Source organism: Clostridium frigoris (genome assembly GCF_018861865.1).
In the GTDB taxonomy this organism is placed as follows: domain Bacteria; phylum Bacillota; class Clostridia; order Clostridiales; family Clostridiaceae; genus Clostridium_AD; species Clostridium_AD frigoris.
In genome coordinates this window covers 15,140-38,928 of the sequence record NZ_JAHLDV010000024.1, presented here as the reverse complement: position 1 = coordinate 38,928, position 23,789 = coordinate 15,140, and the positions used below count along the sequence as shown (strand labels likewise).

Sequence of the window (23,789 nt, the reverse complement as noted above, 5' to 3'; positions counted from 1 at the left end):
TAATGTTTTTTAATTTTAAAAAAATATTCCGCTATATTTTACCAATTAACTGATAATTTTTCTCCTTTCTTATAATATTTTTTTAATGTTTCTTAATAGATTTATATTTTAAAGTGTTGTCTTTTTAAAACATCACTCTCTTTACATATATATTTTTATACTATTATTCATATTTTAAGATTGCTCACTATATGAGATTTTTATAATTTCATAATACCTACATTCTATAACAATGCATTATACTAATCCAATTTAATTATACCATATTATATTTGATTATAATATGAAAAAAGTTAAGAATAATTGCAATATATTAAAATATCACATTATTCAAACATAAATCATAGTTTTATTTCCATATTTAGACTATACAAGAATAACAAGCATATACAAACGTTACTTGTTTTATAAAAAAATAACTAGCATAATCACTAGTTATTTTAGAAAATACTTTATGAAATTTAGTACTATTCTAAATTAGCTGCTTCCTTATTTAAAATAATTCTTTTTGTAAATAGTCCACCTTGCTTAAGGTAATGCAAAACATATTCATTATCATAAACATTATGTATTTCTAATTTTACTATTCCTTTTGTTTTTAGGACTAATTTCACTTTATTAAATTCATCAAGTTCAGCTTTTTCAGTTAGCATAGTATAGACAAGCTTTTGTGAATACATAGCCCAAGTTTCTAATAGTTCATCAAGTGGTGAGTTTACATCTATATTCATTTATTTCCTCCTTGTATAATATAAGTAATATTCCTATATTTACTTCATATTTTTTCTTGTACATTCCTATTATATATAATTCATTATAGATAATCAACTTACATTATAGATACGGATGATATATTTTAATAGATTTGCTCTTAAACACTAGAATTTATTCTACTCCTTTATAGTTATTGCCACTTTTTAGAAAATAAAACAATTATAACTTATTTATTTTGAATTAATTAAATTTGCGAAGACAATATAACGATCTGGAGCATCCCCAATAAAATTGAATGGGTAACAGGTTGTTAGTGTTAGATTTGCCTTGCTTGTGTGTACAATAACTGTCTTATCATCTTTATGAACAATTCGCGTGCTTTTTACCTTATATGTGAATATACCTGCTGATGTTTGCACAATCAATTGGTCTCCTATCTTAAGATTTCCTATTTTACCAAAGACAGTATCACGATGCCCAGAAAGAACGCAATTATCTTTTTCGCCAGGAAGTACGCTTTGCGTAAAGTGACCTACGCCTTTTGTTATTGGTTTAGAAATATGGCTTGGAACTGCCTTAACAGAGTAATTAGACTGTGACCATATACTATATGCTGCAAAAGCAATAATTCCTATCCCAAAGCCCATAAACACAGTAGACAGAACCTTAATGATAGTAATTTTACTCAATAATGTTTTCAATTTATTCATAGCGTTTTCTGCCTTTTAATCCTAAAGATCCTATACATGTTATAGCTATACCAATAAGGAGTAACTGGTACAAATGAGTGGAAGTGTTCGGAAGTGTACCTCCATTAACTGTATGTGTAACGCTTCCTTGTTGTCCTCCTGAATTGTTACCATTATTAAAATTAGGATTATTTGTATCCGTATCAGTTGGTTCGTCAAACATATTTGCAAAACTAAATGAATTTGATGAGGTAAGCGTTGGTATTATAATATTTACATTCCCGTTAATGTTCTTGTTATTCATTTCATAATGCAAACCCACTGTATATGTGCCCGCTTTCATAATTTCAGTTGCATCGTCCGATACACTTTTACTTGCACTTTGCGTAAAAGCTTTATCTAACTTCGCCATATCTAAAACAAGTTCTATATCGCCTTTCGTACCTATTACGTATCCATTTTCATCTATTGTATAGCTAATATCAATTCCTTTATCTCCTAGTATCTTTATATCTTTAAGCTTGTCCATCATTTGGTTAAATCCATCCAAAAAACCTTGTGATTCAAGTGTAGTAAATATCTTATCCATATCTGCTTTCATACTATTAACTTCAACGGTTGATGCTCCCGTATTTTTCATTTCTGTGATTATTAAATCTCTTATAAGATTTTGTACTTCTTCATTTTCAGCAGTTAAATTAACTACTTTTCTTATAATATTTTTGAATTGTGTATCATCAATTTTAACCCTATACACATTCCCATCTTTAAATATATAATTATAATCCATACCTAATTGCGTCGAATATTTTTTAAATAAAGTTATAATTAACTCCTGTAGTTCTTTATTTTCACTAATCATTTTTCCAAAATCCATGTTGCCTAGTTCCGATTGAATTCCTGATGTTTTATTCATCTCATTAAAATCTATTAACATATATTTATTAACATTCTCAGGTGATGACATCATTTCAAATAATTGTGGTGATTTTATAATTTCTTTAACTATAGGGGCTTTACCTGTAAGATTTATGTCACTCCACAATTCTCCAGCATATGGGCTTCCGCCTACAATTGCTGTCATTTTAACATATTGTTTTACAATTGTTCCATCAATATTCCCAGATGTTTTAGCATTAAAACTTACCTGTAAGTTGTTTAACATATCACTTATCATCCCGAAATCTTCTTGATCTTGTTTCGAAAGCCCTTTAGACTTAAATATCAAGCTTAATTTACCGTTACTTTCCATCGATGTTACTGCATTTGTCTTTAATATGGCATCTGAGAGCGTTTTCGTTTGCGCATTTACTATAGACATTGGCAATACCAAAAACAACATAGCTATAGCAATTATAAAGGAACATCCTCTTAATTCAAATTTTGTCATATCATCTACCTCCGTATAATATTTTTCATAGCTGTAAAACTATATCATAATGTTAACAAATCGTAAACAAGATTTAAAACCCACTTTTGGTCAATTTTTATTATTACATATATATGTTTATAATATTTAAAATAATAAGTTTCTTTGATCGCTTACACAAATAAAAAAAAGCCTCACATTTAGCCTATTATGACTTAATGTGAGGCTTGTCCCTATCTAGTTTAACCTAAGCTTTTCTGTGAACATAAGAAACCAAGATGAGGGACTTTTTTATTAACATTCAATAAAAAATTTATTTGCTCATTGCTTCTTGTACTGCAACTGCAACTGCAACTGAAGCACCAACCATAGGATTATTTCCCATTCCTATTAATCCCATCATTTCAACATGAGCTGGAACAGATGAAGAACCTGCGAATTGTGCATCTGAATGCATTCTTCCCATAGTATCAGTCATTCCGTATGAAGCTGGACCTGCTCCCATATTATCTGGGTGAAGTGTTCTTCCTGTACCACCACCTGATGCTACTGAGAAGTATTTCTTACCTGCTTCTAATCTTTCTTTCTTATAAGTTCCAGCAACTGGATGTTGGAATCTTGTTGGGTTTGTAGAATTTCCTGTGATTGATACATCTACGTCTTCTGAATGCATTATTGCAACGCCTTCACGTACATCATCTGCGCCATAACATCTAACTTTAGCTTTTTCTCCATCAGAATAAGCTGTTTCTTTAACTACTTTTAATTCACTAGTATAGTAATCAAATTTTGTTTGAACATAAGTAAATCCATTAACTCTTGAAATTATATAAGCTGCATCTTTTCCAAGACCGTTTAATATTACTTTCAATGGTTTAGTTCTTACTTTATTAGCAGCTCTTGCAAGACCAATTGCACCTTCAGCAGCTGCAAATGATTCATGTCCAGCTAGGAATGCAAAACATTTAGTCTCTTCTCTTAGTAGCATAGCTGCTAAGTTACCATGACCAGTTCCAACTTTTCTATCATCTGCAACAGAACCTGGTATACAAAATGATTGAAGTCCTTCGCCTATATAAACTGCAGCATCTGCAGCCTTAGTACAACCATTTTTAATTGCAATAGCTGCTCCTACAGAATATGCCCAACAAGCATTTTCAAATGCTATTGGTTGAATTCCTTTAACTATTCCAAAAACATCAATACCTTTATCTTCACATATTTTTCTTGCTTCTTCTAGTGAATTTATTCCGTGTTTTTTTAATACGGGTAGTATCTGATCTATTCTTCTTTCATAACTCTCAAATAAAGCCATTTTATTATTCCTCCTTTTTATATTATTTTTGTCTTGGGTCGATTACTGTTACTGCTTCGTCAAATCTACCGTAAGTTCCAGTAGCTTTTTCCATAGCTTCGTTAGCATCCATACCCTTTTTAACCATATCCATCATTTTTCCAAGTTGAACGAATTTATAACCAATTATTTCACTATTTTTATCAAGTGCAATATTAGATACATATCCTTCAGCCATTTCTAGGTATCTTGGTCCCTTAGCAAGTGTTCCATACATAGTACCAACTTGACTTCTAAGGCCTTTGCCTAAGTCTTCAAGTCCAGCACCGATAGGTAGTCCACCTTCTGAGAATGCAGTTTGAGTTCTTCCGTATACTATTTGAAGGAATAATTCTCTCATAGCTGTATTTATTGCATCGCATACTAAATCTGTATTTAATGCTTCTAAAATAGTTTTTCCTGGAAGTATTTCAGATGCCATTGCAGCTGAATGAGTACTACCTGAGCATCCTATTACCTCAACTAATGCTTCTTGTATTATTCCGTCTTTTACGTTTAATGTTAGCTTACAGGCACCTTGTTGAGGAGCACACCAACCAATTCCGTGTGTTAAACCTGAGATGTCTTTAATTTCTTTACTTTGTACCCATTTTCCTTCTTCAGGAATTGGTGCTGAACCATGATTAGGTCCTTTAGCAACACAAATCATTTCTGAAACTTCTGATGAATAAATCATAATATTATCTCCTTCCTTATGTAGATGGTAATTTAATAAACTTTATAATTAGTGGGCACTAAAAAATCCCACTGGGTCAATATTGAAATATCTTAACAAGTCTATTTTAGCAAACATAATCTAATTTAACAATAGTATTAATAGAAGTTGATAATTTAGTTACAAACTTATTTAATGCACTAACTCTTATTTTTTAAATAATTAATTGAATATTGCCTCTAAAATAATTATAATTATATAAGGCGACAAATTAGAATTACATCCTAATATTAATTTTATAAGGAGGCAATTATGAATAATTATGAAGAAAACTCACTAAAAGAAATGTTTTTATGGCAAGAAAAGATGAAAAAGGAACCTTCTTTTTCAAGCGATTTTGCTAAGGGTATACAAAATAAGATGAATAACTTACTTCCTGATAAAATTCAAGATCTTATTAATAGTTCAATTGAAAATATGACAAAACTTGTACTCACAGGCTCTGAATATACGGCGAAATCGCCAATTACTAATACCTCCCTTGAAGACCGTGAAGCAATGGCCCAAAGTAGTATTGATTTTTATAGAAAGGCTGCAACTGTAAGCGGTGCTGGCACTGGTGGTGCCGGACTTTTAGTCGGCCTTGCAGACTTCCCTATTCTTCTAAGTTTAAAAATCAAATTTTTGTATGAAATAGCTAGTATATATGGTTTCGATGTTCAAGATTATAAAGAAAGATTATATATTCTATATGTTTTTCAATTAGCTTTTTCAAGTGATAAAAGAAGAATTGAAATTTACACCCAAGTATCAAATTGGGATAATCACGTGAAAAATTTACCTGAGGATGTAAATTCTTTTGATTGGAAAACTTTTCAACAAGAATATAGAGATTACATAGATCTGGCAAAAATGTTACAGCTTGTTCCTGGTATTGGATTAGTTGTTGGTGCATATGCTAATTATAAACTTATGAATAAATTATACGATACTGCACTTAATGCATATAGATTAAGGATTTTTAAAAAATAACCTATGCACACTAAAAATAACCCTCAAATTAATTTAATTAAAATGAGGGCTTTTTTTATTCTAAATTTTTAAAGTATAATTAGAATTTTTCTGATAATATTTCAAAATATCCTTGAGGATGTGCACATGCTGGACATAATTTAGGAGCACTTTTTCCCTCAAAAATATAACCACAATTGCCACATTTCCACATAACTATTTCTTCTTTATTAAACACTGTATTATTTTCTACATTGCTTAGTAATTGTCTATATCTTTCTTCATGATGTTTTTCGACCTCAGCAATTTTCCTATAAATTACAGCTATTTCTGGAAAACCTTCTTTGTCAGCAACTTTTGCGAATGTTGGGTAAAGATCTGTCCATTCTTCATTTTCTCCATTAGCCCCAGCTAATAAATTCACCTTCGTATCTCCAAGCGCTACAGGATATGTTGCATTAATTTCTACCACTTCTCCGCATAAATCTCTATTTAAAAACTTAAAGAATCTTTCAGCATGCTCTTTCTCATTCGCTGCCGTTTCTGTAAATATATTAGATATTTGTATGTACCCTTCTTTTTTTGCTACAGATGAATAATAAGTATATCTATTTCTAGCTTGTGACTCACCCGCAAATGATTTCATAAGATTTTGAGCAGTTTCTGTTCCTTTTAATGTTTTCATAAAAAATCCCTCCTTGTTTTTCTCCGAAGAGAAAATAATCGTATATTAAGGTATTCTATAAATACGATAACTTTCCTCTTTTAAATCATTACATTTTACAAACAATTGATATTCTTTATTATATTATCCACAGCCTTTTCAACATACTTAGGATTGGTAGCCATATTTAATCTAATAAATCCCTTGCAATTTTCACCAAACCATTCTCCATAATCAACAGCAAGTCTACACTTACCCTGTATAAATGCTTTGGTTTCATTAGGTTTTATATACCCCCTCAAATCCATCCAAATAAGATAAGTTCCTTCTAACGGACTAATAATTATTTTTGGTGCTTTATCTCCCAGTCTTTCTTTTACATGGTTGTAGTTATGCTTTATCACATCAAGTAGAGAGTTTAGCCACTCTTTTCCATAATTATAAGCAGCCTCTGCTGCAGTTAGTCCCATAATGTTAACTTCTGTTTTATTAACGGTTTTTGAATACGCATCGTATCTTGCCATTACCTTCTTATTAGATATAATTATATTACAATTTAATAGTCCAGCTAGGTTAAAAGTTTTTGACGGTGCTGTAACCGTTATTATATTGTCTGCATACTTTGCCCCACTTACTATGGCTGCAGGTATTTGCACATTTTCTCCAATTATAATATCTTGATGTATTTCGTCTGAAACAACAAGTACATTATATTTTTTACATATAGATAACACTTTATCAAGTTCTTCTTCTGTCCAAACCCTACCAACTGGATTATGTGGAGAGCACTGGATAAATAATTTAACATCATTTTCTATAATATTTCTCTCGAAATCTTCAAAATCAATGGTATATACCCCACTTGTATTAATTAATTCAGATGTAATTAATTTTCTACCTGTATCTTTTACCGCATCGTGGAACGGATAATACACAGGAGTAATAATAAGTACTGAGTCACCAAACTTTGTAAATGCATTAACAAACCAGTATAAAGATACAACTACACCAGTTGAAAACCGTATCCACTTTTTATCCACTTTATAGTTATGCCGGTTTCTTTCCCAGTTAATGAAAGAATTATAGTAGGAGTCAGGCACATAAGAATATCCGAATATACCGTGTTCTATTCTTTGCTTCATTGCATTTACTACTACATCTGGAGCTTTAAATTCCATATCTGCCACCCACATAGGTATTAAATCTTTATCACCATACCGTTTATCTAAAGCATCCCATTTCAACGAATTTGTGCCCACTCTATCCATTGCATACTTTGTGCAAAATTGCCTTATTTCCATATTAAAATCTCCTTTTCCTTTGTACTAATATCACAAAAAAAACTTCGCTTTTAGCTTTACGCTCAAAGCAAAGTGATTTTATTTTTTTAAAGTATTACATTCATTTATTTTTACCTTTAAAAGGCAGGAATTACAGCACCTTTATATTTACTTAAAATGAATTTCTTAACTTCCGGAGAAGTCAAAGCCTTTGAAAGTGCTTTTATATAAGGTTTATCTTTATCCTCGTTTCTAACAGCAAGTACATTTGCATAAGGTGAGTCCTTTGCTTCAACTGCTAACGCATCTGTTAATTTTAATTTAGCTGTCATTGCATAATTAGAATTTATAACTGCTGCATCTACATCATTTAGAACCCTTGGAAGTTGAGGTGCTTCTAATTCAGTTATTTTTAAATTCTTTTTATTTTCTGTAATATCAATTTTTGAAATAAGGTCTCCCGTTTTTAATTTTATTAGACCTGCTTTCTCAAGCACTCTAAGCGCTCTTGCACCATTTGTAGGATCATTTGGAATAGCGATACTTGCTCCCTCTTTTATATCACTAAGCTTTTTATATTTAGCAGAGTATAAAGCCATTGGTTCTATATGAACCTTTACAGCCCAAGTCAGATCTAAACCTTTTGACTTACTGAATTCTGTCAAATAAGGTACGTGTTGAAAGAAATTCGCATCAAGTTGTTTCTCAGCTAATGCTGTATTTGGTGTTACATAATCGGTAAATTCAACTATTTGAAGAGTATATCCCTCTTTTGCAAGTATAGGTTTTACAACTTCTAATATCTCTTTATGAGGAATTGGTGAAGCACCCACTTTGATAATTTTTTTATCAGTTGTAACTGCCTCTTTCTTCGCAGCACAGCCAGCTAATGTAAAAATTACAACTACTGATAATAATATGCTTAATATTTTTTTCATTTTAATGCCCCCCTCTTAATCTTTCTTTTCTTATAATCTATAATTCAATCATCATATTTGATGTTAAATATCATTAATATCTTATTTAATCATTTTTCTATATAATAAATTTCCTAATGCTTGTATGACTTGCACAATTATAATTAATATTATTACCGTATATATCATTATATCCGTCTGAAATCTATAATATCCATATTTTTGTGCTACATCTCCAAGACCTCCACCACCAACTGCTCCAGCCATAGCTGAATATCCTATAATATTTATAACTGTTAATGTAATCCCAAGAACTATAGATGGCAGTGCCTCTTTTAACATAACATTAAATATGATTTGATGAGTTTTTGCACCAAAAGATTTAGCTGCTTCAATAATCCCATAATCCACCTCGAGTAGTGCAGATTCTATTATTCTTGCAGCAAACGGAGCTGCTCCAAGAGTTAGTGGAACTATCGCTGCAGTTGACCCTATAGTAGTTCCAACAATTAACTTTGTTAAAGGGAATATAGATATCATAAGTATTATAAATGGAAACGAACGAAGTATATTAACTACTAAATCTAAACTTTTATAAACTAAGCTATTTGGTCTTAGCCCTTTAGGCCCAGTTATAATTAACCCAACCGCTGCAATAAACCCTAAAATAACTGTGAAAATCGTGGATAATATCACCATATATAGCGTATCTAATAGCGCAGGCAGTAAAATTTGTATTAAAATCTCTTCAAATGTCATTTATACTCCCTCCTTATTTAATTGGCCTTGTTCTAATTCAAAATCAATTTCCCATTCTATAGATCTCTCATCTAAATATTTTAATATTTTCATTTTATTTTCCTCATTTGTGTTTATAATAAGGCTCCCCATTACGCTATCTCGAAATTTTTCAAGCCTTCCCCATACTATTGAGAAATCAATATCAAGTTCCCTTGCTAAAGATGTTATTAAGCAGCTTTGAGTAATTTCCTTTGTAAAAAATATTTTAATATTATAACCGGTGCTAGGCAATAATTCTTCCTCACCAATAAGTATTTTCATCTCTTTTGTTGGTTTAATAAATAATTCATCCGTAAATCCGTGACTTTTAATTTTACCACCTTCTAGAAGAATAAATTTATTACAAATTTCTTTTACCACTTCCATCTGATGAGTAACTACAACGATTGTTATATTGAATTTATTATTTATATCTCTTAAAAGCTGTAATATAGATTTTGTAGTTTTAGGATCTAGTGCAGAAGTCGCCTCATCACAAAGTAATATTTTAGGGTTAAGCGCGAGTGCCCTTGCTATTCCAACTCTTTGCTTTTGCCCTCCACTTAACTGCTTTACGTTTGTTTTTACTTTATCATTAAGACCTACTAGATCTATTAAGCTATCTACCCTTTCTTTAATGTAGCTTTTATCATGCCCCCATACTTCAAGTGGAAATGCTATATTGTCAAAAACATTTTTACTGTTAATAAGGTTAAAACTTTGAAATATAATTCCTACATCTTTTCTAAACTCACGAAGCTCTTTACGGCTTAATTCATTAACCACTTTGCCCATTATGTTAATAGTGCCTTCATCATATGTCTCAAGCCCATTAAAACATCTAAGCAAAGTGGATTTTCCAGCACCACTATGACCAATAACACCGTAAATATCGCCTTTATCTACTGTAAAGGAAACATTACTTAATACTTTTACATCTGAAAAACTTTTACTTATGCCACTAACCTTAATCATAATATCTCCGCTCCTCTTAATTTCTAAAAATTCATTTTTAAAATTTTATTATTGCCATGATATTTATAATTCTAAAAAATAGCACCCAAGAATAAACTTGGGCACTACTTCCAAACTTATTCTTATCTTGCAGCAATACTGCAGGATTTAACACCATGTATCCTTCGATACTGGTTGTCGGGTTTCATAGGGCCAGTCCCTCCACCTCTCTTGATAAGACATTATTAAATTTTAATTTATAAAAAATCAAAAACCTCTTTCACCGTTAATGATGAAAGAGGTATAAATATTCAATGACACCTCTCTCATCTTCCGCTAAGTTACTATTAACTTAACGCAGGAATTAGCACCTATCCAGACATTTACTGTCTGATGGTTGCCGAGATGTCATCGGGCCGGTCCCTCTATCTCTCTTGATGAGAATAACTAATTTATTAAATTATATCTATAGTATCATTATATGTTTAATATGTAAAGAAGTAACCCTAATTCTTTTTTAGAAATTTTTATTCTTTATTAAATTTTACCCTCTTGGAGCATACATAATAATAAGAGCTCCGATTACTGCTATAATACCACCGATCAAATCAAATTTATCAGGAATTATATTCTCTATCTTCCAGCCCCATAATATTGATAATACAATAAAGATACCACCATATGTTGCATATACTCTACCAAAATTAGCGCTTGGAGGTTGCAATGTTGGAATTACACCATATACAATAAGTGCTACCCCTCCAAAAATTCCGTACCAAAGACTTTTCCCATCTCGTAAGCATATCCATATAAGGTAGCCCCCTCCTATTTCAAATATTCCCGCTACTATAAAATAAAATACCGACTTAATTAATTCCATATATATCTCCTTAATGCTCAAAACCATATATAATTCAATTTACTATATCATAAATGATTCTCAATTTCAATGTCATTTGATAACCATACTCATACTTAATTTCGAATTAAATCTACTAATAACACATAACATTATTTAAAATTTCAAACCCTAGTTCTCTTTTGTGAACTACAAAAAACAGGTATATTTAATAATTTATTAAATATACCTGTCCATTAGATTACATTATATTGGTTATATTTTATTTTTATTCTACTTTTTCAAACTCTGATTTTGAAACTCCACATAGTGGGCAAACCCAATCTTCCGGAATATCTGCAAACTTAGTGCCTGGTGCTATTCCGCCATCTGGATCTCCTACCTCTGGATCATATTCATACCCGCATACCAAACAAACATATTTATCCATAAAAACATCTCCTCCGAATTGATTTTTTTCAATGATTTTTTTCATTGATTTTTCTCAAACTTATTTTCCCACACTCTTTTAATAATATACCTATAAACCTAATTCCATTTCATCATAATATATGTTTTTTATAATGTCAATATCTCTTGATTAATTTCCAAATTTTTTTAATCCTTTGTAATTTTTTAACTATTTATGTTACAATATATTATAATAATTCAGCATATAACTCCTTACATTTATTCTTATTATAATCAAGTATTTGCATCAAATTACTGGAGATAAAATATGAACAAAGCGAACTTATTAATACAAATTTTAACAACTATATTAAATATGATTTTAAAGCAATGACAATTAATGAAACTTTTTAAATCTAATTGTTTTTCATTTAAAATTCCTGATTTTATAGCTTCCTTAAAACAACTATCTTTAAAACTTGTTTACATATACAATATATTTGGTTTATTGTTGAAATACTTTATCATATTATGTATTATTAGTATATAAATAATAATATAATGTATTATTATGGTATCTATTATATATAAAGTATAATCTTTTATTCTCATAATAAAATGACTTTATTGATTTTTTTCTTTTATTATCATTAACAATTAAAGAATACAAATTGCCTTATACCATTTTATTGACAAAAATGTAAAATAATTATATTATAAATACATAAACTAAAACGTTTATTAATAGTATAATAGAGACTTATGATGTTTCATTAATACATATTTTTTCATACTTACTTTAAAATTTTAAAACAGAAAATTATTTGCGACGACTAAATATCCTTTGCTACTCGGTCAAAAACACATTACACAAAATGCTACCTCCATTGTGTATACGAAAATTATAGTCGTCCAAGGCCTTCCCCTGGACAATTTCTTTTTTGTAGAATAAAAAAAAGGAGGAAATATTAATGAATGATAATGCAGAAATCATAGAAACAACAACGACTAAAAAGAAACTTTGGAAAAGAATTGTTAAAGTTTTATTGATATTTTTCATTGTAATATTCATATCAGCTACAGCAGCCTCAGGATATATTTACCTTAAATATAATGCCAAAATAAAATCAACAATTGTAGCCGGTAACAACATAGCCCAAAATATAAACGAAACTGCTTTTAATACCAGAAAACCAACACAAGTTTACGATAATAATGGTCTTCTATTAAAAGAATTTAAAACTAACTCATATTATTACACAAAAGATGCAGACTTAAATCCATATATAAGCCAAGCTGTTACTTCAATTGAAGATGAGAGGTTTTATGAACATAATGGAATAGATTATAAAGGTATAAGAAGATCCATCTGGGTATATATAAAATCCAAAGGAGCAGTACTTCAAGGTGGTTCTACAATAACGCAACAATTAGCAAGAAATGTATTTCTTACATTTGATGTAACTATATGGAGAAAATTAGAAGAATCTGTTATATCACTAGATTTAGAAAAAAAATATTCCAAAGCACAAATATTAGAATTCTATGTAAACAACGTAAACTACGGTAATGGCTGTTATAGCATTGAAAGTGCGTCACAATTTTACTTTCAAAAAAACAACAGAGACTTAGATGTTTCACAAATAGCTATGCTTGCGTCAATACCTAACAATCCATCTTACTATAACCCTATTAAACACATGGGCAATGCAATAAATCGAAGAGATTTAGTTTTAGATAAAATGTTAAGCTTGGGTAAAATATCACAAATTGAATTTAATAATGCAAAAGCAGAGGTAATTAAATTAAATGTAAAACCTTATGTAAAAACAACACCTATGGATTACAGTGTTCAATATGCCGTTTACAATGCAACACTAAAATTAATGGAGCAAGATGGTTTTGTTTTAAGATATTCTTTTAGTAATGATAATGATAGCAAAACTTATTTTGATAAGTATCAAGATGAATATAATAAAAAAGAAATAATTCTTCTTAGTGGTAGATATAGAATAGATACATCTATTGATACTTCAAAGCAAGAAAAATTACAAAGTGTAGTTGATAATAAACTCGCAAATTATACACAATTAAATCAGACCACTGGTTTATATAAAAAGCAAGGTGCAAGTGTCACAATAGACAATAATACAGGAGAAGTTGTAGCTATAGTTGGAGGCAGAAGTCAAAATGGTAATACTTTTAATAGAGCATTTTTAGGGGTAAGACAGCCAGGTTCTTCTATAAAACCATTAATAGCATATACTCCTGCATTTGAAAGAGGATATATCCCAGCAAGTGCATATATAGATGAACCAATAGATAAAGTAAATAATGATGATTTTATATTCCGTGGCTCTGTATCTTTAAAATATGCGCTTGATATATCTATAAACACCATTCCAGTTAGACTAGTAAAAGACTATGGTGTAAAGAAATCGCTTAAATATTTGCAAAATATGGATTTCAAATATATAACCCCAGAGGAATATCCTGTAGTTGCAATAGGTGGTTTTACAAAGGGCGTTACTTCTGTTGAAATGGCTTCGGGATATTCAACCCTTTCAAGAAATGGCACTTTCATAGAACCAACTAACGTGCGTAAAATAACTAACACAGTAACTAATCAAGTATTATTTGTTAATAAATATAAGCAAACTAAAGTGTATGATAGCGGTGCCTCTTACCTTATGACTGATACTTTAAAGAGTGTATTAACTGAAAGTTATTCAACCGGAAATGGTTTATCCCTTAGTAACTATCCTTATGCCGCAGGCAAAACAGGAACTACTGATCAATCTAAAGACTGTTGGTTTATAGGATATACTCCCTACTATACAACCTCTGTATGGGTAGGAGATGATACACCAGCTGCGCAGAACATGTTTGGCGCTAATGAACCAGGGCATATATGGAAAGAATATATGGAATATCTACATCAAGGTTTAGTTCAAAAAGATTTCACTCGCCCTAGTACAGTAGTTAATAGAAATGGAGTATTAATGGATACGTTATATATTGATCTAAACCCAAATGGTAGCAACTTAAAAAGCGACGATAACTATCAATCAAATAATACAACTAAAAATAATCTAAATGACAATCAGAAAAATACTACTAAAAAATCTAATTTAGAAAAACCTTTAAAAGGAAATACACCTACCAAAAATAATGGAACTGACACCGGCAATGGTACTGGTACTGGTACTGTAACCAGTACTGGTACTGAAACTGGAACTGGTACTGGTACCGGAACCGGTACTGGAAATGGAACCAGTACTGGAAATGGAACCGGTACTGGAAATGGAACCGGTACTGATACTGGTACTGGTACTGGTACTGACACCGGTACTGATACTGGTACCGGTAATGGAACTACCATAAATAAACCTAAATAAAATACGAATCTAAAACAAGTGCTAATTAGCAATATTTCATTAAAAGGAAAGGGTAAATGTTTATTTTAACATTTACCCTTTCCTTTATTAAATAATATGATTAATTAACATTATCAGCAGCATTTTTTCTTTTTTGCAGAAAGCTTATAATTCCAGTTATAGCTAATATTATTATTAAAGCAACAATTGCACAAAATATGTACCCTAAAGATGACTTAAAGAAATTATCACCAAATCCTGGCACAGAATAATCCGGCAACATAAAATTCCATTTATCAGAAAGTTTTGCCATTCCCTCTGGTATAAATCCAAGTGTTGATTTTAAATCAACAATAGACCATTCACCAAAAGCAGTCCCCTTAGCTAATAATCCAAGCGGCGTAAAAACAATTAAAGTTATCAAAATATACCAATAGTTCTTTAAACTACCTATCGTCTGCGATTTTTCAGTTAAAATTTTTTTAGGTGGATAAATCATAAGCATGGCAGGATTCGATTTTTGCATATATTTTACTACAAGTCCTGTTACTACTCCTTCAACAGGTCCTGCTATTGCAAGATGTGCAAACATCATAGCTGGAAGTGTTTGCATCAAAGTGTATGGTGCATACAATGGAGTACCATCGAGTTTATGAAATAATAATGGCTGAAGCCCAAGTTCAATTCCAGTAAACAAAGCTCCAATATTAATTGCTAAATATCCTGCTATAATTGAACCAATAAATCTACGTTTTGATGAAATCTCAGATTTACCTGATATTAACTTATATATATAATAACTTACAAACGGCATCACAAATGCCATGTTGAAAATATTAGCCCCTAATGTAAGAATTCCACCATCTCCAAAGAAAAACGCTTGAATTATAAGTGCAATACTCACTCCAACTACGGCAGCCCAAGGGCCTAAAATTATGGCAAGTAGTGAAGCTCCTACCGCATGCGCTGTAGTCCCATCTGGTATTGGTACATTGTACATCATAATTGTAAACGAAAAAGCTGCTCCAACTGCCAGTAGTGGAACTTGCTTATCCTTTAATGTCTTCTTTAACTTTATAGCCGCTATTCCTATTATTGGAACTGCTACAGTTCCGAGTACCAGACATGTTTGAGGACTTAAATATCCATCAGGTATGTGCATAATATCTCCTCCTTAAAATTATTCATGACTGTGATAATGATCATGCTGCATACTTTTATCACTTACATGAAGATGACTATGATAATGCTCATCTATAAGATTTACAGAAAGTAATAATTCTTTATTGGATAATATATCTTTCGGCGTACCACTAGCAACAATTTTATGATCTTCATTAAAAACTATCACCCTATCTGCTATTTCGTAAACAATGTCCAGATTATGAGTACATGTAATTAAAGTTTTACCTGCATTATTAAGCTCTACTAATAGATTTATTAGCCACCTTTGACTTCGTGGATCCAAGCCATTGGTAGGTTCATCCAATATCAAAATTTTTGGATTTATTGATAATACAGATGCAATAGCTACCTTCTTTTTCTCACCACCACTTAATCTATAAGGCGGCCTATCTTTCAACGATTCTAGTTCAAGCATTCTAATAACTTCATTAACCCTCTCTTCTACTTCCTTAACGTTAAACTTCATTTGTAAAGGACCAAAAGCTATTTCTTCCCATACATTTGTAGAAAATAATTGTGCATCGGAATTTTGAAATATAAACCCAATTCTTTGACGAAAAGCCTGTGCAAACTGTTCATCATTTAATGTTTCTTCCGTAACAAGTTGACCAAAAGCGCTATATTTCCCTTTACTTGGGAATATTAAGCCATTAAGAATCTTTAAAAGTGAAGATTTACCTGACCCATTAGCCCCTAAAATAACTACCTTTTCACCACTATAAATATCTAAATTTATATCCTTAAGTACCATTTCACTAGGCATATATTCAAATGATACATCGCGAAGTTCCATTACTTTTTCCCTATCCAAGAATAATTTCACCTCCAAAAGCTACTAAGACACAAATTATGACACCTAAAAGCCATTGGAAATCAAGTAAAGTAAAACGAAATCTGTTCATAATAACAGGCTCGCCTTTATACCCCCTCGATAGCATAGCTCCATATATTTCTTCACTTAAAGCATAACTTTTGCCAAAGAGACTTCCTATGGCATTAGATACGAAATGACGCCCCTCTTTTGAGGATGTTTTACTAAACGTTCTACTCTTTCTCGCAACAAACATATCTGTTGTAATATTTAATAATATAAATATATATCTATAACACATCTCAAGTGTTGTAATAAATATTTTTGGTAAAAGCAAAATTCTTAATGCCTTTAGCAAATTAGCCCACCTTGTTGTAGTCGTAAATAAAAAAGCTAAAGAAACCGTAACCCCAACCCTGACTATTAGCAAAATAGCACCTGATACCCCTTGTGATGTAATCGTCAGAACAGACGGAAATATTAATGGACCCAAATGTACTTGATGACCAAAATCTATAAGTGAAATTAAAGTAGTTCCGGGTCTTACAAAATTAAAAATTGATGGCAATACAGCAACTCCCGTAAAAAGTGGCGTAATTAACCATATTCGTTTAAAATATAATCTTAATGAGACATGTGAGATTTTAGCTAAAATACATGATATTAAATAAAGAATGGTTAATATCAGTACATTATGAATTAAAGTAGATGTTAATATTAATACAACTAAAGATATTACTTTTATTCTTGGATCTAACTTTTGTAAAAATCCCTTTTGAAAGGCTATATCTTCAAAAAAGATAACTTCCTTTAAAAGTTTAGCAATACCATTAATAGTCTTTTCTAAAAAACTACCTTTCTTCCTTTTACCAATACACGCACATGGGCACATGCCTATCTCTCCACTATTCAACAGCCAATCCGGCACTTGATTTTTCGAATCCATTTGGTTTCTCCTTCAAATTAGCCTTCTTTAAAATCCTCAAAAAATAAAAGCACAAAAATTAATAACTGATATACAGAAATCAACCTTCGTGGTCGTTAATAAAATTATATATTTATTTGATTTTTAAGCAATCGTATACTCTCGTAACATACAAATTTATAATAATAAAAGCACTTATACTCTAGTATTTTATCAAACGCTAAATCTATGTTTTGGTAAAATACTACACACCTTATTTTATCGTATAGTGATACTAAAGTATACAAAAATAAAGCTATTTCTAAATATATTTAAATACATTTAGAAACAGCCTTCCTGCTCTTGCACCATAGCATCCTTGGATTAATAATAAGTGTCTAATTTTGCCTACATTAACTATTATTTCAGCATGATTCAAAGTTGCAATATATCTAAATCCCACAAGTATTTCTTTAACTTCCTAATAATTTTATATTATACTAAGTAATAAATCAGCGGTATAAATAACTGCACTTTCAATACTCTTTATATTGTTAATACTTGGTGAAAACTTAATTCTTATCGGGAACTCTATATCGATCATACCAGTAGACTTAATCACATCCGAGGTACTTAAAACTTTAATATCAGTCCTCTTCAAATAATCCTGAACTACTTCTATAGCTTCTCCACTCCAACCATAAGAACCAAATGCTGCCCCTATCTTGTTTCCTAGGTTTAAATCACTAAGACTTTTTAGTATCTCTTCCATATTTCCAATAATGTCTGCATACTTTGTAGAACTTCCAAAGAAAATTACGTCTGCTTCATCTATAGCTTTCATTACTTCTTCTTTTGGTATTTTATTTACATCCATAATTTCAGAGTGTATATTTTGATTTTCAAATTCTTCCTTAATAATAGTAGCAATCTTTTTTGTCCTACCTGTCATAGTAGAATAAAGAACTAATGCTTTTTTATCTATCTCTATATTTTTACTCATGTCATCATAAATATCTATAAAACTCTGAACCTTATCCCTAATTATAAATCCATGAGATGGTGCTATCATCTTTATATCTAAATTTCTGATTTTCTCAATCATATTTTGAACATATCTTCTATGAGGGTGCATTATCAATTTATAATATCCAATATAATCAGCATTTATGTCCTCTTTTGCCATATCATTAAAATACTCATAATTTGCTACGTGAGTACTAAATATATCACAAGGAAATAAAATTTTGTCATCGATGCAATAAGTTATCATTGTCTCCGCTGTATGAAGATAAGGTGTTTCTATAAATTTTAGTGTTTTACCTCCTATATCAAGAGTATCTCCATCCCCTACAATTAGGAATTCTCTGTTATGAAGTTTATACATTTCCTTGAGTTGATCTACAGCCAGCCCTGTACATACAATTACAGCATTTTTGCTTTAGCCGCCAAGCTTCCTAGTGCACCAGAATGATCAGGTTCAGTATGATTAATTACAATATATTCAATCTTTTCAAGTTCAACTATACTTTTTAAATTTTCTACAAATTCACGTCCAAAGCTCATATCAACAGTATCTATTACTGTAGGTTTCTGCGTCATTAATAAATAACTATTATAAGTTGTCCCTTTAGTTAATGTTAATCTATGAAAAGGTACATCCCTATCATCGACCTTACCAACCCAATAGATATCTTCACCTAGCATAACTTTTTTACTCATAATGTATTCCTCCTAAATTAATTTATTTTATATTTTTATTTATTTTATATTTTAATTTATTCTCACACGTTGTCGCTTTCCTATAACCTCATTCTATAATTGTTTTGATTTTAAAAATATGATTCAAATCACAAAATGAAAATATTAAGAGAATATATTTATTATTATTTGACCACAATAAATTAAAAATGTTATTATAATAAACGGTAGGTGATATATATGGAAGATTGTAGTTGTGGAAATTGTAATCATAGCCTGTGTGCTAAAAAAGTGCCGATTTTTTCATTTCTATCTGACGATGAACTTGCAAAAATTGTTGACATGACAGGACATAAAGTCTATAAAAAAGGAGACATGCTCTGTAGTCTTGGCGCAAAATCAGATACCTTGTTTATTATTAATGAAGGTCAAGTAAAAATATCTAAGTTAACAAAAGAAGGCAAGCAGCAAATAGTTCATATCTTCACTAGTGGTGATTTCTTTGGAGAATTAAGCCTATTTAGTAATGATGAAATATATAATTTTGATGCTTATGCTATATCAAATGTTAAGATATGTACATTAACCAAACAAGATATGGATAGAATTATCATGAGTAACCCGAAAATATCCTTAAAGTTATTACAAGTTATTTCAAAACGTCTAACTCAAACTGAAAATCTTGCTCAAAATCTGGCTACTAATGATGCAGAAATAAGAATTGCATTTATGCTTTTAGAATTTGGAGAAAAGTATGGTGCCCCTGTTAATCAAGGTCTTAAGATCAACTTACCTATTAATAGAGAAGAGATGGCGAATTATGTTGGAGTCATAAGAGAAACCATAAGTAGAAAACTCAGTATATTTGAAGAACTAGGTATTATTAGTCTTAAGGGCAACAAAGTACTAATTATAAAACAAATAGATATGTTGAGATCATATGTAGAATAATAATTTCAAATAAACCTAAATGCAATTAAAAGCTTTTAGGTTTATTTTTTATTTTAAAATTTTGTAACATAAGTTACCGTTTTATATTGTAAAAACTAGTATTCTATTATTAAAGAAGTTAATAATATCGATTATAGGTTAATCATCTCAAGGGTCGCTTCGATATTAAATTAAAAAAATTAGGAGGTTTAATTATGGATGCAATAGATTTAATGATGGAGGAACACAAATATATATCACGAGGGTTAAAAGTATTTAGGAAATTAAGCATAGATATATTGAATACTAATACTGTTGATTTTGCATCTTATGAAAAGATGATTTTATTTGTTAGAAATTACGCCGATAAACATCATCACAATAAGGAAGAAGTTGTTTTATTCAAAAAGATGGAAACTCAATTAGGCGAAAAGATGGTGAAAGGCCCCTTGTCTGGAATGTATATAGAACATGATTTGGGAAGACAACACATAACACTTTTAGAGGAAGCTCTTGTACGAGTAAAGAACGGTGACTTAGATTCACAAGTTGATATAATAGCAAATTCTATATGTTATAGTGATTTATTAACAAGACATATTGATAAAGAAGATAAATTGATATATACCTTTGCTAGAAGAGTTTTAAGTAAGGCTGACATTGAAGATATAAATATAAGTTGTGAAAATCTTGAATCTCTGGCAACTGAAAAGCAATTACAAAAGAAATATATAGATGCTTTAGAAATGCTTGAAATGAAGTATGGGCTAATATGAAGAGAAGATGCGATACAATAGGTTATTGTGACTTTACACTTGAAGATAATAAACAGTTAGTTTGTGGTAAGACTGAAAGCCTCGTAAAGACTCACGACTTACTAATGACTTAAAATCATTTGATGACAAAGCAGCAACTATTGGTGGAATAAAAATGTAGATGACTATATAGATATATTTATGGGTGCTTAAAACTTAGGAATTAAAAAATGAAGGTATACAATAGATTACTCTGTATACCTTCATTTTTTATAACAATTTTCATTCTTTGTATAAAATTAATTTTCTATCCTCTTACCCTATTCCACAGTTACTGATTTTGCAAGATTTCTTGGCTTATCAACGTCGCAACCCTTTTGAATTGCCATGTAATATGCTAATAATTGTAGTGGAATTACTGATATTACTGGTGATAATATATCCAATACTTTTGGTATATAAGTTACAGAATGAACTGACTTTTCAATTTCAGTGTGACCAGCAGGTGCGAAAGCATATACTTTTGCCCCTCTAGTAGAAAGTTCACGTATATTACTTACCATTTTACCAAATAGAGCCTCTTGAGTTGCCATTGCTATAACAATAGTTCCTTCTTCCATAAGTGCTATTGCACCATGTTTAAGTTCTCCTGCTGCATATGCATCAGAATGGATATAAGATACTTCTTTAAGTTTTAATGAACCTTCGAGTGCTACTGCATAATCAAGTCCACGTCCTATAAAGAACATATCTTTATGCATATAAGTTTTTGATGTGAACTTTTGTATAGTCTCTTTATCTTTTAACATTTCCTCAGCTTTTTCTGGAAGTTCAAGCATTGCTGCTTTAACTTCTTCAATTTTATCCATGCTCATAGTTTCTTTATTCTGAGCAAAGAACAATGCTATTATATACATTGCTATAAGTTGAGTTGCATAAGCTTTTGTAGATGCAACTGCTATTTCTGGTCCTGCCCATGTGTATAGTACATCATCAGCTTCTCTTGAAGCAGCACTACCAACAACATTTGTTACAGCTATTACTCTTGCTCCTTTTTCCTTTGCAAGTCTTAATGCTGACATAGTATCTGCAGTTTCTCCTGATTGACTAATAACTATCATTAATGTGTTTTTGTCAATTATTGGATCTCTATATTTAAATTCTGATGCTATATCTAGTTCTACTGGTATTCTTGCAAGTTTTTCTATAACATATTTACCTACAACGCCTGCATGATATGCAGTTCCACAAGCTACAATATATATTTTATCTAATTTTTGTATTTGTTCTTTAGTTATATATATATCATCAAGTGTAATTAGCTCACCTAAAACTATTCTTGAAGTCATTGTATCTCTAATTGCCTTTGGTTGTTCATGGATTTCTTTTAACATAAAATGCTCATATCCACCTTTTTCAGCAGCAGCAGCATCCCAAGTTACATGGAAAACTTCTTTATTTATAACGTCGCCTTCTATATCTTCAAGCTTTATTCCATCATTTGAGATAACAACAAATTCATTGTCTTCCAATAAATATATTTCTCTTGTATGATTAAGCACTGCTGGTATATCAGAAGCTACATAAAATTCATTTTTTCCAAGTCCAACTATTAATGGACTATCTTTTCTTACAGCTATCAATTTATCTGGTTCATCACTGCATAATACTGCTATTGCATAACTACCTTCCATTTTTGTAGTAGCCTTCTTTACAGCTTCAACAATGTTTCCTTTATAATAAAAATCTATAAGGTGTGGTATAACTTCTGTATCAGTTTCAGATACAAATTTATATCCTTTTGCCATTAGCCATTCTCTTAAATGGATATAATTTTCAATAATCCCATTATGAACTACACTAATAGTTCCTTTCTCATTAGTATGTGGGTGAGAATTTTCATCTGATGGCTTACCATGAGTAGCCCATCTTGTATGTCCTATTCCAACATGTCCTTTAAGTGGAGTTTCCACAAGTTCAGCTTCTAAATTTGCAAGTCTTCCTTTACACTTAGTAACATTTAAAACTCCATTTTCTATAATTGCGACTCCTGCTGAATCGTATCCTCTATATTCTAATTTTCTAAGACCCTCCACCAATATTTGTTGAGCCTCTTTATTTCCAAAATATCCAACTATTCCGCACATATACATCTTCCCCTTAAATTTATTTTTTGCAAACTAAGTAAGCACAGTTCTCATCCATTTTATTCATAATTATTAAAATAGTACTACCGCTTCCTCCACATAATATTATTATATGAAAAAACTCACACTACATAATTATAATCATAGACGAATATCATACTTAATTAATTCATCACCTTTAAATAATGTTTATCACCCGAAGATGATTCATATTATCTAAAGGCATCGTAATATTTATAAAGGTTTTAACACCAGATTGATCTTGTCACGAAAATCACTTCTCGCTTTTACCAATCATTAACGGTAGTGCGCTACCGCGGGGCATCCGCCGAAGATTCGATAC

The 23,789-nt window shown here is 30.7% G+C and carries 20 protein-coding genes, 1 pseudogene and 2 riboswitches; of the genes and pseudogenes, 4 read left to right on the top strand and 17 right to left on the bottom strand.

From position 1 onward, the window contains the following. Nucleotides 1-467 precede the first annotated feature (467 nt). The 5 genes from KPL37_RS11385 to KPL37_RS11365 all read right to left on the bottom strand — a co-directional run bounded on the left by KPL37_RS11385 (nucleotide 468) and on the right by KPL37_RS11365 (nucleotide 4,802). On the bottom strand, nucleotides 468-731 hold the full coding sequence (locus KPL37_RS11385) for a hypothetical protein (RefSeq protein WP_216149413.1): 264 nt from the start codon (nucleotides 729-731) through the stop codon (nucleotides 468-470). Between the two features lie 213 nt (nucleotides 732-944). Then, entirely contained in the window at nucleotides 945-1,424 is a 480-nt protein-coding gene (locus KPL37_RS11380) for a sortase (protein WP_216149411.1), read from the bottom strand. After that, on the bottom strand, nucleotides 1,417-2,793 hold the full coding sequence (locus tag KPL37_RS11375; protein ID WP_216149409.1) for a hypothetical protein: 1,377 nt from the start codon (nucleotides 2,791-2,793) through the stop codon (nucleotides 1,417-1,419). The genes KPL37_RS11380 and KPL37_RS11375 overlap by 8 nt, the downstream gene beginning before the upstream one ends. A gap of 292 nt (nucleotides 2,794-3,085) precedes the next feature. Then, complete coding sequence (locus KPL37_RS11370) at nucleotides 3,086-4,087, bottom strand: GGGtGRT protein (protein WP_216149407.1); 1,002 nt, start codon at nucleotides 4,085-4,087, stop codon at nucleotides 3,086-3,088. Nucleotides 4,088-4,109: 22 nt separating this feature from the next. Then, nucleotides 4,110-4,802 carry an iron-sulfur cluster assembly scaffold protein gene (locus tag KPL37_RS11365; protein WP_216149405.1) on the bottom strand — a complete coding sequence of 231 codons (693 nt, stop codon included), beginning with the start codon at nucleotides 4,800-4,802 and terminating at the stop codon, nucleotides 4,110-4,112. A gap of 291 nt (nucleotides 4,803-5,093) precedes the next feature. Here KPL37_RS11365 and KPL37_RS11360 point away from each other — a divergent pair, with 291 nt between their 5' ends. Continuing rightward, nucleotides 5,094-5,813, top strand: coding sequence for an EcsC family protein (locus tag KPL37_RS11360; protein ID WP_216149403.1), 720 nt, complete (start codon nucleotides 5,094-5,096; stop codon nucleotides 5,811-5,813). Nucleotides 5,814-5,892: 79 nt separating this feature from the next. On the opposite strand, the gene rbr is transcribed toward KPL37_RS11360, so the two are convergent. From rbr to rd, 7 genes are all read right to left on the bottom strand, one after another. Continuing rightward, the gene (gene rbr / locus KPL37_RS11355) at nucleotides 5,893-6,477 is read right to left on the bottom strand and encodes a rubrerythrin (protein ID WP_216149402.1); all 585 of its coding nucleotides are present in this window, start codon (nucleotides 6,475-6,477) and stop codon (nucleotides 5,893-5,895) included. 95 nt (nucleotides 6,478-6,572) lie between these two features. Next, a complete protein-coding gene (locus KPL37_RS11350; protein ID WP_216149400.1) occupies nucleotides 6,573-7,757 on the bottom strand; it encodes a MalY/PatB family protein in 1,185 nt (394 codons plus the stop codon). Nucleotides 7,758-7,873: 116 nt separating this feature from the next. Beyond that, nucleotides 7,874-8,674 (bottom strand): MetQ/NlpA family ABC transporter substrate-binding protein, encoded by an 801-nt coding sequence (locus KPL37_RS11345; protein ID WP_216149398.1) that lies wholly within the window; start codon nucleotides 8,672-8,674, stop codon nucleotides 7,874-7,876. Between the two features lie 81 nt (nucleotides 8,675-8,755). Further along, complete coding sequence (locus tag KPL37_RS11340) at nucleotides 8,756-9,412, bottom strand: methionine ABC transporter permease (protein WP_246578240.1); 657 nt, start codon at nucleotides 9,410-9,412, stop codon at nucleotides 8,756-8,758. Next, entirely contained in the window at nucleotides 9,413-10,408 is a 996-nt protein-coding gene (locus KPL37_RS11335) for a methionine ABC transporter ATP-binding protein (RefSeq protein ID WP_216149396.1), read from the bottom strand. A gap of 119 nt (nucleotides 10,409-10,527) precedes the next feature. Next, nucleotides 10,528-10,628: riboswitch (SAM riboswitch) on the bottom strand. A gap of 82 nt (nucleotides 10,629-10,710) precedes the next feature. Further along, nucleotides 10,711-10,831: riboswitch (SAM riboswitch) on the bottom strand. 100 nt (nucleotides 10,832-10,931) lie between these two features. Further along, nucleotides 10,932-11,267: a YnfA family protein gene (locus KPL37_RS11330; RefSeq protein WP_216149394.1), complete on the bottom strand. Its 336-nt coding sequence runs from the start codon at nucleotides 11,265-11,267 to the stop codon at nucleotides 10,932-10,934. A 247-nt stretch (nucleotides 11,268-11,514) separates the two neighbouring features. Continuing rightward, nucleotides 11,515-11,676: a rubredoxin gene (gene rd / locus KPL37_RS11325; protein WP_216149421.1), complete on the bottom strand. Its 162-nt coding sequence runs from the start codon at nucleotides 11,674-11,676 to the stop codon at nucleotides 11,515-11,517. 931 nt (nucleotides 11,677-12,607) lie between these two features. Between rd and KPL37_RS11320 the strand changes: the two genes are divergently transcribed. Further along, nucleotides 12,608-15,034 carry a transglycosylase domain-containing protein gene (locus KPL37_RS11320; protein ID WP_216149392.1) on the top strand — a complete coding sequence of 809 codons (2,427 nt, stop codon included), beginning with the start codon at nucleotides 12,608-12,610 and terminating at the stop codon, nucleotides 15,032-15,034. 100 nt (nucleotides 15,035-15,134) lie between these two features. Here KPL37_RS11320 and cbiM read toward each other — a convergent pair whose 3' ends face one another. The 4 genes and pseudogenes from cbiM to KPL37_RS11300 all read right to left on the bottom strand — a co-directional run bounded on the left by cbiM (nucleotide 15,135) and on the right by KPL37_RS11300 (nucleotide 19,635). Continuing rightward, nucleotides 15,135-16,175: a cobalt transporter CbiM gene (gene cbiM / locus KPL37_RS11315; protein WP_216149390.1), complete on the bottom strand. Its 1,041-nt coding sequence runs from the start codon at nucleotides 16,173-16,175 to the stop codon at nucleotides 15,135-15,137. 18 nt (nucleotides 16,176-16,193) lie between these two features. Beyond that, entirely contained in the window at nucleotides 16,194-17,009 is an 816-nt protein-coding gene (locus tag KPL37_RS11310; protein ID WP_246578239.1) for an energy-coupling factor ABC transporter ATP-binding protein, read from the bottom strand. Next, nucleotides 17,002-17,955: a cobalt ECF transporter T component CbiQ gene (gene cbiQ, locus KPL37_RS11305; RefSeq protein ID WP_216149388.1), complete on the bottom strand. Its 954-nt coding sequence runs from the start codon at nucleotides 17,953-17,955 to the stop codon at nucleotides 17,002-17,004. The genes KPL37_RS11310 and cbiQ overlap by 8 nt, the downstream gene beginning before the upstream one ends. Before the next feature lie 448 nt (nucleotides 17,956-18,403). After that, nucleotides 18,404-19,635: pseudogene (locus tag KPL37_RS11300) on the bottom strand (FprA family A-type flavoprotein). 219 nt (nucleotides 19,636-19,854) lie between these two features. Here KPL37_RS11300 and KPL37_RS11295 point away from each other — a divergent pair. After that, on the top strand, nucleotides 19,855-20,565 hold the full coding sequence (locus KPL37_RS11295; RefSeq protein ID WP_216149386.1) for a Crp/Fnr family transcriptional regulator: 711 nt from the start codon (nucleotides 19,855-19,857) through the stop codon (nucleotides 20,563-20,565). A gap of 194 nt (nucleotides 20,566-20,759) precedes the next feature. Continuing rightward, on the top strand, nucleotides 20,760-21,320 hold the full coding sequence (locus KPL37_RS11290) for a hemerythrin domain-containing protein (protein ID WP_216149384.1): 561 nt from the start codon (nucleotides 20,760-20,762) through the stop codon (nucleotides 21,318-21,320). Nucleotides 21,321-21,619: 299 nt separating this feature from the next. Here the strand turns inward: KPL37_RS11290 and glmS are convergent, their stop codons facing one another. After that, entirely contained in the window at nucleotides 21,620-23,446 is a 1,827-nt protein-coding gene (gene glmS, locus KPL37_RS11285; RefSeq protein WP_216149382.1) for a glutamine--fructose-6-phosphate transaminase (isomerizing), read from the bottom strand. Nucleotides 23,447-23,789 lie beyond the last annotated feature (343 nt).